The sequence below is a fragment of the Exiguobacterium sp. s40 genome, assembly GCF_018617905.1.
In the GTDB taxonomy this organism is placed as follows: domain Bacteria; phylum Bacillota; class Bacilli; order Exiguobacteriales; family Exiguobacteriaceae; genus Exiguobacterium; species Exiguobacterium mexicanum_A.
Genome location: NZ_JACSLC010000006.1, coordinates 72,984 through 87,337 on the forward strand (window position 1 = coordinate 72,984; position 14,354 = coordinate 87,337).

Sequence of the window (14,354 nt, forward strand, 5' to 3'; positions counted from 1 at the left end):
TTTTTTTATGTGAGCGATTCATCGAGCGTGATTTGATTTTTTCCGTTCGCTTTGGAGCGGTAGAGCGCCTGGTCCGCCCGTTTGATGGCGGCGTGCGGCACCGTTTCTGTCTGCCAGAGCGAGGCGCCGATACTGGCCCCGACGGTTGCCGTCCCGCTTTCAATAGCGATCGGTTTGGACAGGGACGCGATAATGTCTTCGCCGATGCGTGTGATGGAGTGTCCGTTCTGTCCGTTCCGTTCGAACAAGAGGAAGAACTCGTCACCGCTCAAACGGACCGGATAGGACCCATCGAGCGTCACTCGTTTCAATCGCTCGGCAATCTTAATCAAGACGTCATCCCCGACGGCGTGCCCGTATGTATCGTTGATTGCTTTGAAACCGTCGAGATCGATATAGAAACAGACGTATTCGTTCTTTGTCGCCTGGGCTTCGTTCAAATAGTGACGAAGCGCCGTCCGATTGGCGAGCCCGGTCAAGACGTCGCGATGGGCGAGCGACTCGTAATGGACCCGCTCCGTCTCGGATTCGGTGAGTGACGTGACGAGCGATTCTAAGGCGAAAGCGAGCGACTCGATCTCATGGATGCCCGATTGGTGTGGAAACGTCTTCGCTTTGCCTTGTTTCATGAGGGCTGCCGTCTCGGTGATCCGTTTTAGCGGCCGGGTCACGACTGAGGCGAGGAGCCAACCGAGGATGGCCGTCACGAACGAGGCGACGAGGCCGATCGATAAGATGTTCCGCTCGAGTGAGGCAACCGGGGCGAAAGCGACTTCGGCCGGTTGGCGGACGACGACACTCCAGTCGAGGCCGGCGTAATCTTCATACCCTTCCCCGGTGGCGACGCCCGTCAAATAGGATTTCCCGTCCGCCCACGTGTCGACGTGCCATCCGTCGTCTAGTTTCGTCGGGAGCGGTTTCCCGACGAGATGGTCCGGGCCGAGCAACACGGTGTTGTCGCGTCCGCTGACGACGAAGAGGTCGGTATACTCGGACTGATGGTGGAGCGTCCGGTTGAAGTGGCGGAGCACTTCCTTCCCCCATTCCCAACTGAGGTGAGTCGCGAGCACGCCTTGGAAGGCCCCGTCACGGAACAGCGGGACACTGATGTCGACGAACTGAAGGACTTCACCGGTCGGGTTCGGCAACAGCTCCGCGAGCAACACGGCCTCGTGGACATCCCCGATGAACGGCTCATCCTGGGCTTCTAGAAAGACAGGGCGTTCGCTGATTGAAGCGCCTTCTAATATTCCATTCGTCGAAGCGACGACGTTCCCCGCCGCATCGGTCACGCCCATCCATGAGAAAGCGGGGATGTTCGTTTGGACTTGGTCGAGCAGGGCCCGGCTCGAGGCGGGTTCGTTCAAGGCGTCGAGTCCTTGGAGCAATTGGATTTCTTGATAGCGCGACCACATGTAAAAGTCGAGCTTATCGACGAGCTGGTGCGACGTCATCGACAACCGTTCCCCGATCTCTGCTTCGAGCGAGGCGGCGGAGCGTTGGCTGGTCATGTACGTTAGCGTGATGGTGAGCAAAAAGACGAGTGTGGCGATGCTGAGCGCCAAGATCAGGCCGAGGCGCATCGAAAATGATTTCATGAACAAATTCCTCCTACAGTGACAATCTCCACTCTGTTCATCGTCATCTTTTCCGTGACATGAAGCGAAGTTATAAAAAAACAAGGTCGATTTCGTGGAAACAGATAGCGCTTTCGTTATAATGAAAGACGAATCGATACAAATAGAGGTGAGACAAATGAAACAGAATAAACTATTGGTCATCGCGACGCTGCTCGCGGTCGCCCTCGTGGCCGTCGTGGTCGTTCTCTTGAACCGGCCGGCCGAACAAGCGGAGACGGCGGCACCGGTAAAGGCAGAGCATGTGTCGACCGAAGGACAGCCGACGCTCGGAGATGCGGACGCACCCGTCTCGGTCGTCGAGTTCGGGGATTATAAATGCCCGTCTTGTAAACAGTGGGGTGAGACGGTCTATCCGAAGTTGAAGCAAGACTATATCGACACAGGGAAAATCAGTTTCAGCTACATCAACGTCCTGTTCCACGGACAAGAGTCGATTTTGGCATCGCTCGCGTCAGAGTCGGTGTATAAACAAGACCCGGACGCGTTCTGGGATTTCCATAAGGCGCTCTACGACGCGCAACCGGCGAGTCAGCAGCACGACGAGGCATGGGTCACGGTCGAGCGGTTGACAGAGATTGCGAGCGAGACGACATCGGTCGACGTGGCGAAGCTCGAGGACGACTTGAGTGAGAACTCGACGGTGCTCGATCAAGTGAGCCTCGATGACGGGCTCGTCAAAGAGCACGGTGTCCAGTTCACCCCTTCAATCATGATCAACGGCGCCATGCTCGAAGATCCGTTTGACTATGAGACGATTGAACGATTGATTGAGCAAGGCACACCATGAAGCAGTCGTTCTTGACCCGTTATGGTCTCTATCTCGCTTGGCTCGTCGCTCTCACAGCGACGCTCGGCAGTCTTTACTTCAGTGAGATTCGCGAGTTCGTGCCATGTGAGCTTTGCTGGATTCAACGCATCTTCATGTATCCGCTCGTCATCCTGCTCGGCGTTGCCGTGTTCACGGACGACAGGGCGGTGAAGAAGTATGTATTGCCGCTGTCGATGATCGGCGGTCTCGTTTCTTTGTACCACTACTTGGTCCAAAAAGTGCCCGGGTTCGCCGACATCAAACCGTGTGTCGCAGGCGTACCTTGTAACGTGCAGTACATCAATTGGTTCGGGTTCGTGACGATCCCGTTCCTTGCCTTGACGGCATTTACTTTAATCACGCTCCTCGTCTGGCGCGTGAGACGCAATTGACAATGAAGGAGATGGAACGTGTGAAGAAATGGATGCTCATCGGATTGATCAGCTTGATGGCGGTGCTCGCCGCGTGCGGCCAGGAGATTGAAGACCCGCTCAATTGGGAGATCGAGTCGTTCGACTATATGAATCAAAATGAAGAGATGGTTAGTCTGGACGATTTGAAGGGCAAAGTTTGGATGGCCGACTTCGTCTTCACGAGCTGTGAGACGGTCTGTCCACCGATGACGTACAACATGACAAAGCTCAATGAGGCGCTCGTTGAGGAAGGTGTCGAGGACGTCCAGTTCGTGTCGTTCAGCGTCGATCCAACCGTCGACACGCCAGATAAAATCAAAGAATTCATGGCAAACTACGACTTGGCACAGGCTGACTGGCAGTTCTTGACGGGCTACTCGCAGGAGGAGATTGAGGCGTTCGCTCAACAGAACTTCAAGGCGCTCGTTCGTAAACCGGCAGAGGGCACGCAAGTCGATCACGGGACATCCTTCTACCTCGTCGACCAAGATGGGAAGATCATCAAAGTGTATCCCGGTTTCCAAGACGTACCGCTCGAGGATATCGTGAACGATATCAAGATTTTACAAGAATCATGAGACGGCCATGTGCCGTCTTTTTCTGTATTCAAAAACAGGGAAATCGGCGCTAGTACCGTATAATGAAAACGTAGAGGAGTGGATGAACATGAAGAAGACATTATTATTTACATTGATGGGCATGGCAGCCGTGACGGGGACCGTGCTTACCCAATATAAACCGCTCGGGAAAAAGCCGAAAACGCTACGGTCGCCGAACCTCGTGAACGGCAAGTTCCGCAATCAGCTCGATACACCGATGCGGTTTTCAACGGACGACATGATCTCGATGTCGAAGGAATATTTGAACCCGGACTCGCTCCGGAAACCGAGTGAGCGGTTGCCGGTCGTCCCAATCGACTTCAGCGAGAAACTCGGCTCGAGCTTCACCCGCATCTATTGGCTCGGCCATTCGGCGATGCTCGTCCAAATGGATGGCAAGACGATGCTCGTCGACCCGATGTTCGGCCGGAGCCCGTCGCCGCTCCCGTTCGCAAAGAACGTGCGGTTCAGCGAGGACTTGCCGTTCGAGCTCAACGACTTACCAGATATCGATGTCGTCCTGCTCACGCATGACCATTACGATCATTTGGACTATGCGACGATTCAAACAATCAAAGACAAGGTCGCGGTCTTCATCGTCCCACTCGGTGTCGGCAGCCACTTGAAACGGTGGGGTGTCGGGACGGAACGCATCGTCGAACGTGATTGGGGCGAGACGTACAACTTCGGGCCATGGACGTTCGTCTGCACGCCGGCTCGGCACTTCTCGGGCCGCTCGCTCACTGACCGCAACGCGACGCTCTGGGCGTCATGGGTCGTCCTCGGTGAGACGGATCGCCTGTTCTTCAGTGGGGACGGTGGATACGGACCGCATTTTAAAGAAATTGGTGATGCGTACGGACCGTTCGACTTCGCAGCGCTCGAGTGCGGCCAATACGACGAGCGTTGGCCGGACGTGCATATGCAACCGACTGAGACGGCACAGGCGTTCCGTGACGTGCGGGCCGACAAGATGCTCCCGATCCATTGGGGCGCGTTCACGTTATCGTTCCATGCCTGGTTCGACCCAGCCGAACAGATGGTGGGGCTCTTACCACGAGAGGACGTGCTCACGCCACGAATCGGTGAGCGGATCACGCTCGACGGACGGAACGACACGACCAACTGGTGGCGTGACATCGAAGACATGAACAAGCGGTGACCGAATTCAGTCACCGCTTTTGTCACGAAGAGAGGCGTTCGGCCTCGTCCGTTTCGATATGAAGTTTGTGTTTGCGCGTGTAGACGAGGAACGCACCCGTCATGAGGATCGAGCTGATCCCGAACAAGACGACCATGAGCTGTAAGCCGATCAAGTCGAGGAAGAAGCCAGTGACGAGTAACACGACTTGGAAGACGATCCGGTCAAGCATGTTCCGGAACGAGAAGAAACGTCCGTGATAGTCTTTCGGCATCCGTGTCTGGAAAATCGTCACCGCCGTCGGGAAGAAACAGCCGACCGAGAAGCCGAACAAGACGAACGCCGCGATCGAGACGGCCGGGATGTCGGCGAAGTAAAGCATGAGCTGGGCGACCCCGATCAAAAACGAGAACGTGAACAAGATGGAGAACACGGAGAACTTCTCACCGATCCGTTTGATGAGGAACGCACCGACCATGAAGGCAATCCCTTCGGCCGTATAAATCCAGCCTTTGATCGCCGTCGAGTCCTGCAGCTCGCTAATGTTGATGACGAGCAAGTTGAACCCGCCGATGAAGAGGAGCGGGATGAGCGTCATGACGAGTGTCATAAAGATGACCGGAATCGATTTGATGATCGGAAAGACGTCCTTGAACCCGCCGGACGACTTGGCGTCCACTTTCTTCGCAGACGGGACGGTCGTCTCGTCGATCTTCAAGAACCACGTCGCGACGGCGAGAAGCAGATAAGCGACAAGCGAGAGCGCGTAGACGTCCCGAAGTGAGATGAGCGTGAGCAAGATGCCGGCGATGGCCGTCCCGATGACCCGCGACAGCGTCGACACGTTCATATGCACCCCGTTCAAGGCGAGCAACTCCCGTTCCTTGACGATGAGCGGGATGGCCGCTTGGAGCGCCGGGAAGTAGAACGCGGCCGACCCTTGCAGGAAGACGAGGAAGACGACCATCCACAGCACGCTTCCCGTCTCGATGGCGACGAACATGAACAGGACGCTCAGCGCCCGGACAATACTTGAGATGAGCATGATTTTCTTTTTCGAGCCTTGGTCGGTGAGACGGCCGGCGAGCGGCCCGATGGCGACCCCGGCGAGCAGTCCGCCAGCGAGGATGAGCGCCTTGACGAAGTCAGACGGCACTTTCTCCTGCATGAACTCCAAGTTGCCGATGATGCCGAGCCAAAGCCCGAGACCGGCGACGAACTCCCCGGTCAAGATGATCCAGACGTTGCGATTTTTCCACATATGGTTAAGTCCTCGATTCTTATTAGGTAATAATAATTATCCTTCAGAACGATTTAGAAAGCTATAAAAAGGAGCAAAGATTTCGAACTGACTGTATGAGCATTTCATTTCGTAATACAATGTGTATAAAGGAGGCTAATCGTATGGGAATGATATCTGTACGACTCAATGAGGAGGATGAGCGCCTCATTAGAGCGTATGCGAGATCTAACAACCTGTCCCTCTCGACTCTCGTTCGAGATGCTGTCTTGAAACGAATCGAGGATGAGCACGACTTAAAACTTTATAGTGAAGCGATAAGCGTGCACCAGAAGCATTCCGAGGCAATTTCATTTGATACCATGGTCAAGGACTTAGACAAGTAAATTGAATCTAAAAAGCATTCGTCCAAATATGGGCGAATGCTTTGCTTTTATTCGTGTAACATCAGATATCGCAGTTGTCGTCCGTGCACGTCGCACCGCCTGAGAGCACTTGAAGCGTCGGTGCCGATTCGGCCCACGTCTTCTCAAGCACTTGTGTGAACGCCTCGGTCGGTTGCGCGCCAGAGACGCCATATTTTCCGTCAAAGACGAAGAACGGGACGCCGGTGATGCCGAGGTCGCTTGCACGCTTCTCTTCAGCGCGAACGTCTTCCGTGTATACGTCTGAAGCGAGCACGTCTTTCACGGCGTTAGCATCGAGTCCCACACTTGTCGCGATCTCGACGAGGACGTCGTGGTCGCCGATATGTTTCGCATCGACGAAGTACGCCTTGAGGAGCGCTTCTGACAGTGCTTTCTCTTTGCCGACCGTCTTCGCATAGTGCGTCAATCGGTGCGAGTCGAGTGTGCCCGTGACGACCATGTTGTCGAAATCGTACTCAAGTCCGACGGTGCGGGCCTGGGCAGCGACTTGTGCCGTCGTGCCTTTCGCCTGCTCGAGCGGCATGCTGTATTTCTTCGCGAGCGCTTCGTAAATCGAACGCGAGTCGGTCGTCGGGGCGTTCGGGTCGAGCTCGAAACTCTTGAACTCCACTTCGACGTTGTCCGCGTGCGGGAACTGTTCGAGCGCTTCTTCTAGACGGCGCTTGCCGATATAACAGAACGGGCAGACATAGTCTGACCAAACTTCAATTTTCATATTTAATCCCTCCTACAGTCAGTGTAGGATGTCTTGAATTTGAAGTAAATGAATGTGCTCAAGTTTTAAATTAGAGAATTTCAAAATATATTGTGATTAATTTTTTATTGAACTTTTTTGGTGATTAATACTAGATTATTTAGCGGAATACAGAAATGGTCTAAATATTGAAAAAATCGATAAAATGTTTACATTTTAAATAAAGTGTAGAGTTAATATTATGTTGACTAAGGAGTTTACAATCAATTTTATACATATTCATTTTAAAGACTTATTAGAGTTTAAAAGTATAATTAATTTAAGGGAGAGTTTAATAAGCTTTCAGCTTTTAAAAAATTTTAAGGTGAGGGATATGATGTTAAAACATAGACTTAGATTGTTACAAGAAGAAATGGAAATAAAGTTAAAACAAATTCATGTAGCGCATCAACATCGAGGAAATCGAGGAGAAAATGCAGAGGAAATAATGAGAGAGTTCTTAAGAGAATTTCTCCCGCCATTTAATAGGATTGGACAAGGTGAGATAATCGATACTAAAAATAATATATCGAACGAAACAGATGTTGTGATATTAAACGAGTATCATCCATATTTGAACGAACTATCAAAGCCAAGTCTATTTTTTATTGAAGGTGTGGGTGCAGTTGGAGAGGTAAAGAGTTTGCTTAGTTCGAATGACATAGAAACCACATTGAATAAATGCTTAAACTTTAAAAAAATGCATATAAATATGCAGACTGGAGCTACAGTTCAAGGGAACGAATCAGATATAAAAAGATTTATTGATAAAAGACCATTTTTTTTGGTGGCTTTTAAATCACAATTAACTCTTGCTACAATTCATGAAAAAGTCTCAGAATTTAACATGAGGAATGACTTAGATATTCAATATCAAATTGACGGCATATTCATTTTAGATCGAGGAACAATTTTTAATCTTGGTGATGGACAAGGTGCATTAAAATTTGGTTCGATTGAAAATCCAGATCAGTTTGCAACAGGTTTAGTTTCAATTAATAAAGAAGTTGATGATTTAGTTCTTTTAAATCTTCTTATTTTTTTAAGTACCTCAATGGTAAAGTTAGATTTGCCTAAATCTATAGTTCAAGACTATTTATTTGTTTGAAAATATCCTCTTTCAATTTTAAGAACTAAAATTGAAAGAGGATATTTCGTGAAATAGCATATTGAAATACAACATTAATACAGAAAGAAATTTAATTAAAAAAGCCCTCACGAGGAGGACTTAAAAGACGTACCAGAACACGCAGACGAAGTGGGCGAAACTGCCGAACAAGATGAACAAGTGGAACACCTCGTGGAAGCCCCAACCGCGCCAGTTGACGAACTTCGGTTTGAAGCCGTAGATGAGCCCGCCGATCGTGTACATGACGCCGCCGAGGATGAGCCAGAAGATGCCGGCGTTGCCGATGACGTCATGAAGCGGCCCGATGAAGAACACCGATAACCAGCCCATGCCGATATAGAGTGCCGTCGACAAGAAGCGCGGGGCATGGAACCAGACGAGCTTGAAGACGATGCCGAACAAGGCGAGCGCATGGACGGTGCCGAACAATACCCAGCGCGTCGGACCTTCGAGCGCGAGCAAGGTGAGCGGGGCATACGTCCCGGCAATCAAGGCGTAAATCATCGCATGATCGATTCTCCGGAAGAAGGCGATGACGTTCGGTGAGGCGATGATGCTGTGGTAGAGGCCGGACGACAAGTAGAGGAAAACAAGGCTGATGCCGAACAAAATCGCGGCCATGATGGCGAGCGGCTCGCCGAGCAGTGACGCTTTCACCGTCATCGCAATCAACGCGACGAACGCGAGCACGGCCCCGGCCAAGTGGGTCAGTGCGTTAATCGGTTCCCGAAAAATCGAATTCATGCTAAACACTCCTTATTACGTCATGTAGTATCCATAACTACATGATAAGCTGTATACTGAAAAACAACAAGGTTTTTGTTTCGACAAATCCGGTTTGTCCGTATACTGAAGGGGAGGTGATTGAATGAAACCGCACGAGATAATAGAGACGGAAGGGACGCTGCCGAAGCAGGTGCTCCCGACGATTGACTTATATATGGACCAGGTCATCCAGTTGTTCGAGCAACATTACGGCAAGATGAAACGAAGCGACGATGAGACGATTTTGACGAAGACGATGATCAACAACTACGCCAAGGGCAAACTGTTCCACCCCGTCAAAAACAAGAAATACACGAACGAGCACTTGATGTTGCTCAGCCTGATTTACGAGATGAAAGGATTGCTCTCGATCAATGACATCAAAGAGACGCTCCGGCCGCTGAACGAGTCGGACGAGGGCTTCTCACTCGAGGACTTCTATGACGCGTACCAAGTTCAGAAAGAGCAGAACATGCAGGCGTTCGAGGCGCAAGCCGAGACGCTCCTCGCCAACGTACGCACGAACGAGACGAACGGCATCCAACAGTCGCTCGCCATCGCCTCGGCCGTCCATATGAGCCACTTGTTCCAACGGCTCGCTGAACAGTTGATTGATGAAGGCAAATAAAAATGTCCCCTAGAATCCGATTGGAGTCTAGGGGACATTTCATTTCAGACGATCGCGTTCGAAGCGCTCACCTTTGTTGTACAGTTTGATGACAAGAAGTGGTGCTGCATAACTGATGGTCACGAGAACGAGTAGCGTCCAGAAGAGATTATAATCTAACATGAGACGCTCATACGCAAACGATAACAACAAGATGACAGCGATATGAATTACCGGGTGGAGGTGCCGGAACAAGGCGTTGAGCACACTACTGATGAATACAGTCAAAATTACGAGCATGAACAAGCCGAACGCAATCAACAGCCACATGTAATCCATAAGTCACCGCCTGGTTAATTATTGATGTACTTCTCGAACACGTCACCGAAGTCTTTGCGGTTCCACTCGTGATAGTGACCTTTGAGCCAGTCGAAGCTTTGTTCGTTCAATTCCTTGAACGTCGACGCCACGTTCATGTCGCCTTGGCGGAGCCCGCTCAAAATCGACACCGAATGCGTGAGTGACGCGTTGGCATACTCCATCATCTTCCGGCCTTCACGTTGCTTCTCAGCGATGGCGAGGAGCGATTTGTACAAGTCTTTCACATGCTCGATTTGTTTCTTGTTCACGTCGATCGAGTACGGCTTGTCGCCGATGGTGAACTTGATCTCGACGTCCATGTCGACCGTACCGGCCGTCTCGAACATGACGTTATTCAATGGGAAATGAGCGTAAGGATAACGGTACAAGACGCGTTTCGAACTCATCGCACTCGTCCCGTCGAGGTGGATCATCGCCAAGTTTGTGAAGCAGTACTCGTCCGATTTCGATTTGATCAAGAAATAAATCTTCTCGTTGTCCTCATGCAGGACGTAATCATCCGAATCCGCTTTATCGAAATCTTTCGGGTCGATGACTTCGCCGATATCGCTGAAGCCTGTCAAATCAGAAGCTAGTTTTTTGAACATGTACAATCTCTCCTCAGTAGTGGATTTTGTGCATCTCGTTCGGGTCAGACCCGGTCCGCTCGTCGCGGTTGAGTCCATCGATCGCGTGCATCTCTTCTTTCGTCAACGTGAAGTCGAATACCTCTATATTCTCGCAAATCCGGCTCGGCGTGACTGATTTCGGGATGACGGCGACGCCGTTCTGCAAATGCCAACGCAAGATGACTTGAGCCGGCGACTTCCCGTATTTTTCAGCAATCTTAGTGATGACCGGGTCCTCAAGCGCCTCACGCCCTTTCATGAGCGGGCTCCACGCCTGAATCTGGATATCGTAGCGCTGACAGAACGCAATCAACTCTTTTTGGGACAGGTATGGGTGGATCTCGACTTGGTTCACCGCCGGGACGATCGAGCATGACTGGATGATCTGTTCGAGGTGGCTGATCTCAAAGTTCGAGACCCCGATGGCCCGAACCTTGCCTTCCTCATACAACTGTTCGAGCGCTTTATACGTCTCGACGAACTTACCGAAGCGCGGCATCGGCCAGTGAATCAAGAACAAGTCAACATACTCGAGCCCGAGCCGGTCGAGGCTATCTTGGAACGCTTGGAGTGCCTCGTCATAGCCGTGGAACTCGTTCCACAGTTTCGTCGTCACGAAGATGTCTTCCCGCGGGACGCTTGACTCGCGAATCGCTTGGCCGACGCTCTCCTCGTTTTGATAGATGGCCGCCGTGTCGATTAACCGATAGCCGGCATCAAGCGCCGCTTTGACCGTGTCGACCGTGACCGCTCCGTCTTCCACTTTGTACACGCCGAGTCCGAGCATCGGCAGTTTCACATCATTGTTGAGTGTGGTCCATTCCATAAATTGATTCCCTCCCTCTCACCTCTTACGTTACCGAAAATCGTCCGGAAGTGAAAGCGAAAGCTACAGCCGAATACTTTCGCCGTGCGCCTTGATCACGATTTGATCACGTTCAAGCTTTGCCGCGGCGACGAGTCGCTCATACGGCTCCTCGACGGGTTCGTAGGATAAGACGAACGTGTCCCAATGCATCGGGAAGAAACGCTTCGCGCCGCTCTGTTTGAACATTGTCCATGCCTGCTCCGGGGTGCAGTGCGCTTCCTCGAACGACTCGGGTTGATAGGCACCGATCGGAAAAAAGGCGAGGTCGATCGGCTCTTTGTTCGCGAGCCCGTTGAACGACTCGGTGTACGCCGTATCCCCGGCGAACAGCATGCGGACGCCTTTATATTTCAAGACGTAGCCGTTATAACCCATATGTTTGTCCCATGGGAAACGATTGCCCCAGTGGGCGACAGGGATCGCTTGGACGTGGAGCCCGTTCGCGAGCGTCAATTTGTCGTGTGGATGCATCTCGAGCGTCTGTAAGCTCGGATATTTACGCAACAGTTTGCTCGTCCCTGGAGCCGAGATGACGACCGTATCGCGATTGATGAGTCGCTTCAGGCTCTTATGGTCGAAGTGGTCCATATGGGCGTGACTGAGCAAGATGACGTCGACGTGCCCGATTTCCTCGATCGAGAGGGCGGGGGCGGTATGGCGTTTCATCCCGAACGTGACCGGGCCGACGTGGACCCCAATCCGGTTCGAGAACACCGGATCGGTCAAAATCTTTAATCCGTACCAATGGATGAGCACGGTCGAATGGCCGACCCAGGTGGCGCCGACCATCGTCTCATCGAACGAGGCGAGGTCCGGCTTGACTGTCGGGACTTTGAAGGCGGGGCGAGGCAGTCTTTGTTTGAATCGTGTATATAAGAACGTACCGACGCTCGCTAGGACAGCGCTCGGGACGAGTAGGTTTCGTAATTTCATGGCAGTCACCTCATCATCTAAGTTGGTTTAATCATACCGCTCGCATGACGCGCTTGCATCCGCCGGAAGGTGTAGAAAAAATCGGAGATTGTGGGGCACCTCTTGCGAATCCGCTTTCAATTTGGTACGGTTGCAATAACTTAGGAAAGGAAGGTACAACGTGCCATGAAAAAGTCACACGCCCTCAACTGATGAAACGAATCATCACTGTTCGCACGAACAGTCACGGGTGAAGTGTGTCCAATTTCAGGCTACGGGGGTAACCCTTCTTTCCGCTTGACCGGAGCTCTTCACACCATCGCTTTTGAGCGGATGGTGTTTTTTGTTTCATCGCGTATCCGAACAATTAGCGAGGTGAAACAATATGTTATCAATCCAACAAGTCCGGTTCGACCACGACCGGCAACCATTATTCGACAACGTCTCGTTCGACGTGGCGGCAGCAGAACGGGCCATCTTATTCGGACAGAACGGGTCCGGCAAGACGACGCTGTTCAAGCTGCTTATCGGCGAGCTGACCCCACAGGCAGGCACGATCGACGTCTTAGGTTCGGTCGGTGTCGTCGAACAGACGGTGTTTGACGGAGAAGAGACTGCGCTGGACTACGTCATGCAAGGCGACCCGCAGCGCTATCCGCTCTACATGGATGTCACATCAGGTGACACGGCGCGCGTGCTTGAAGCATACGACGAGGCGCTCGCAACTGACGCCTTCGGACTCGAGCTTGAGGCGAGACGAGCGCTCAAACGGCTCGGTCTCGACGCACAGGACTCGATCCGGCTCCGAGAGTTGAGCGGCGGTGAACAGACACGGGCCCAACTTGCTCGGCTCACGATGCGACATGTCGATATCGTCCTCTTAGACGAGCCGACGAACCATCTCGATGTCGACTCAATCGAGTGGCTGACGCGCTGGGTGAACGAGTTTCCGGGTACGGTGCTCGCCATCTCCCACGACCGCCAGTTCATCGACGATGTTGCGACGGTCATCCTTGAATTAGACGAAGGGAAAGTCGTCCGCTATCCTGGCAACTACACGGCCTATAAACACCAGAAGGCCGAGGAACGTGTACGCGACGAGCGAGCCCATGCCCGCTACGTAGCGCGGAAGTCGGAGCTGCTTGATATGATCGCCCAATATAAGGGGTGGCATTTGAAAGCGAAAGCGACGGCGAGCGTACGGAGTCCCGGCGCGCAAAAAGGAGCGGCGAACCTCGCCGTCAAAATGAAGGCAAGGGAACGTAAGCTCGAGCAACTCGAAGGTTCTCGGCCCGATCGTCCGAAAGACGCGGCCCATGTCTCCGTCCGTTTCCAAGCCGACCCGCTCGAGGCGAAGACGTGGATCACGGTCGACGACATCTCGTTCGGTTACGACGAACCCCTCTTTGAACGACTCTCGCTCACGGTGAACCGGGGTGATCGCATCTCCATCGTCGGACCGAACGGGAGCGGGAAGACGACGCTGTTGAAACTATTGATTGGCGAACTCGCACCGGAGGCAGGGGATATCAAGCGTCATCCGAAACTGAAAATCGGTTACTTCTCACAGACGCTCGCCCGATTACCGGCCGAAGGAACGTTGCTCGAGGCGCTCCTGGCCGAAAGTGACATCACCGAGACGGAGGCGCGGACGCTGCTCGCCCATTTCTTGTTCCGCCGCGATGAGGTGTATAAGCCGATCCGAGAGGCGAGCATGGGTGAGAAGTGCCGCATCGCCTTCCTTATCTTGTACTTCTCGGACGCGGACCTGCTCGCCCTCGATGAGCCGACGAACTATTTGGATGTGGCGACGCGAGAACAAATCGAGGCCGCACTCGACGTATACCGGGGCGGGTTGATTCTCATCTCGCATGACCGGACGTTCCATCGATTGACGGACCGGACGATCGAGCTCGGAAAGACGGTGCGCGTCCTTGAGTCGGGTGATACAAAGCCGCCGGTCGACGTCGACGCGACGCTGCGGACGCTCGAGACGCTGACGAGCGAGCCGCAAATTTTCTTCGACGAGGCAGGAAACGGGATCCCCCTTGCCGAATCGGAGAAGGGACGAAACAAATAGGG

The 14,354-nt window shown here is 52.5% G+C and carries 16 protein-coding genes; 8 read left to right on the forward strand and 8 right to left on the reverse strand.

Annotation, left to right across the window (positions count from 1 at the left end; translation table 11 throughout):
* Window positions 1-5: 5 nt before the first annotated feature.
* Window positions 6-1,598 (reverse strand): diguanylate cyclase domain-containing protein, encoded by a 1,593-nt coding sequence (locus tag KNP02_RS07455; protein WP_214707968.1) that lies wholly within the window; start codon window positions 1,596-1,598, stop codon window positions 6-8.
* A 157-nt stretch (window positions 1,599-1,755) separates the two neighbouring features.
* Between KNP02_RS07455 and KNP02_RS07460 the strand changes: the two genes are divergently transcribed.
* The 4 genes from KNP02_RS07460 (at window position 1,756) to KNP02_RS07475 (ending at window position 4,622) form a co-directional block, all read left to right on the forward strand.
* Window positions 1,756-2,427, forward strand: a complete 672-nt coding sequence (locus tag KNP02_RS07460) for a DsbA family protein (protein ID WP_214707971.1) — start codon at window positions 1,756-1,758, stop codon at window positions 2,425-2,427.
* Entirely contained in the window at window positions 2,424-2,840 is a 417-nt protein-coding gene (locus tag KNP02_RS07465; protein WP_214707973.1) for a disulfide oxidoreductase, read from the forward strand. Before KNP02_RS07460 ends, KNP02_RS07465 begins: the two co-directional genes overlap by 4 nt.
* 11 nt (window positions 2,841-2,851) lie before the next feature.
* Window positions 2,852-3,439: an SCO family protein gene (locus KNP02_RS07470; RefSeq protein WP_214707974.1), complete on the forward strand. Its 588-nt coding sequence runs from the start codon at window positions 2,852-2,854 to the stop codon at window positions 3,437-3,439.
* A gap of 88 nt (window positions 3,440-3,527) precedes the next feature.
* Window positions 3,528-4,622, forward strand: coding sequence for an MBL fold metallo-hydrolase (locus KNP02_RS07475; RefSeq protein ID WP_251129171.1), 1,095 nt, complete (start codon window positions 3,528-3,530; stop codon window positions 4,620-4,622).
* A 22-nt stretch (window positions 4,623-4,644) separates the two neighbouring features.
* Here the strand turns inward: KNP02_RS07475 and KNP02_RS07480 are convergent, their stop codons facing one another.
* Entirely contained in the window at window positions 4,645-5,862 is a 1,218-nt protein-coding gene (locus tag KNP02_RS07480; RefSeq protein WP_034776679.1) for an MFS transporter, read from the reverse strand.
* A 149-nt stretch (window positions 5,863-6,011) separates the two neighbouring features.
* Between KNP02_RS07480 and relB the strand changes: the two genes are divergently transcribed.
* A complete protein-coding gene (relB, locus tag KNP02_RS14895; RefSeq protein ID WP_251129181.1) occupies window positions 6,012-6,227 on the forward strand; it encodes a type II toxin-antitoxin system RelB family antitoxin in 216 nt (71 codons plus the stop codon).
* Window positions 6,228-6,288: 61 nt separating this feature from the next.
* Here relB and KNP02_RS07485 read toward each other — a convergent pair whose 3' ends face one another.
* Entirely contained in the window at window positions 6,289-6,984 is a 696-nt protein-coding gene (locus KNP02_RS07485) for a DsbA family oxidoreductase (RefSeq protein WP_214707975.1), read from the reverse strand.
* Between the two features lie 220 nt (window positions 6,985-7,204).
* Between KNP02_RS07485 and KNP02_RS07490 the strand changes: the two genes are divergently transcribed.
* Window positions 7,205-8,110 carry a DUF6602 domain-containing protein gene (locus KNP02_RS07490; protein ID WP_214707978.1) on the forward strand — a complete coding sequence of 302 codons (906 nt, stop codon included), beginning with the start codon at window positions 7,205-7,207 and terminating at the stop codon, window positions 8,108-8,110.
* Between the two features lie 120 nt (window positions 8,111-8,230).
* Here the strand turns inward: KNP02_RS07490 and trhA are convergent, their stop codons facing one another.
* The gene (trhA, locus tag KNP02_RS07495) at window positions 8,231-8,875 is read right to left on the reverse strand and encodes a PAQR family membrane homeostasis protein TrhA (RefSeq protein ID WP_214707980.1); all 645 of its coding nucleotides are present in this window, start codon (window positions 8,873-8,875) and stop codon (window positions 8,231-8,233) included.
* Between the two features lie 124 nt (window positions 8,876-8,999).
* Here trhA and KNP02_RS07500 point away from each other — a divergent pair, with 124 nt between their 5' ends.
* Window positions 9,000-9,524, forward strand: coding sequence for a DUF1836 domain-containing protein (locus tag KNP02_RS07500; RefSeq protein WP_214707982.1), 525 nt, complete (start codon window positions 9,000-9,002; stop codon window positions 9,522-9,524).
* A 39-nt stretch (window positions 9,525-9,563) separates the two neighbouring features.
* Here KNP02_RS07500 and KNP02_RS07505 read toward each other — a convergent pair whose 3' ends face one another.
* The 4 genes from KNP02_RS07505 to KNP02_RS07520 all read right to left on the reverse strand — a co-directional run bounded on the left by KNP02_RS07505 (window position 9,564) and on the right by KNP02_RS07520 (window position 12,293).
* Window positions 9,564-9,842, reverse strand: a complete 279-nt coding sequence (locus KNP02_RS07505) for a hypothetical protein (protein ID WP_034776686.1) — start codon at window positions 9,840-9,842, stop codon at window positions 9,564-9,566.
* Window positions 9,843-9,856: 14 nt separating this feature from the next.
* Entirely contained in the window at window positions 9,857-10,471 is a 615-nt protein-coding gene (locus tag KNP02_RS07510) for a PH domain-containing protein (protein ID WP_021066768.1), read from the reverse strand.
* A 13-nt stretch (window positions 10,472-10,484) separates the two neighbouring features.
* Window positions 10,485-11,318, reverse strand: coding sequence for an aldo/keto reductase (locus tag KNP02_RS07515; protein WP_214707983.1), 834 nt, complete (start codon window positions 11,316-11,318; stop codon window positions 10,485-10,487).
* Window positions 11,319-11,381: 63 nt separating this feature from the next.
* On the reverse strand, window positions 11,382-12,293 hold the full coding sequence (locus tag KNP02_RS07520; RefSeq protein ID WP_214707985.1) for an MBL fold metallo-hydrolase: 912 nt from the start codon (window positions 12,291-12,293) through the stop codon (window positions 11,382-11,384).
* Between the two features lie 364 nt (window positions 12,294-12,657).
* Between KNP02_RS07520 and abc-f the strand changes: the two genes are divergently transcribed.
* Window positions 12,658-14,352 (forward strand): ribosomal protection-like ABC-F family protein, encoded by a 1,695-nt coding sequence (gene abc-f / locus KNP02_RS07525; protein WP_214707987.1) that lies wholly within the window; start codon window positions 12,658-12,660, stop codon window positions 14,350-14,352.
* Window positions 14,353-14,354: the final 2 nt, after the last annotated feature.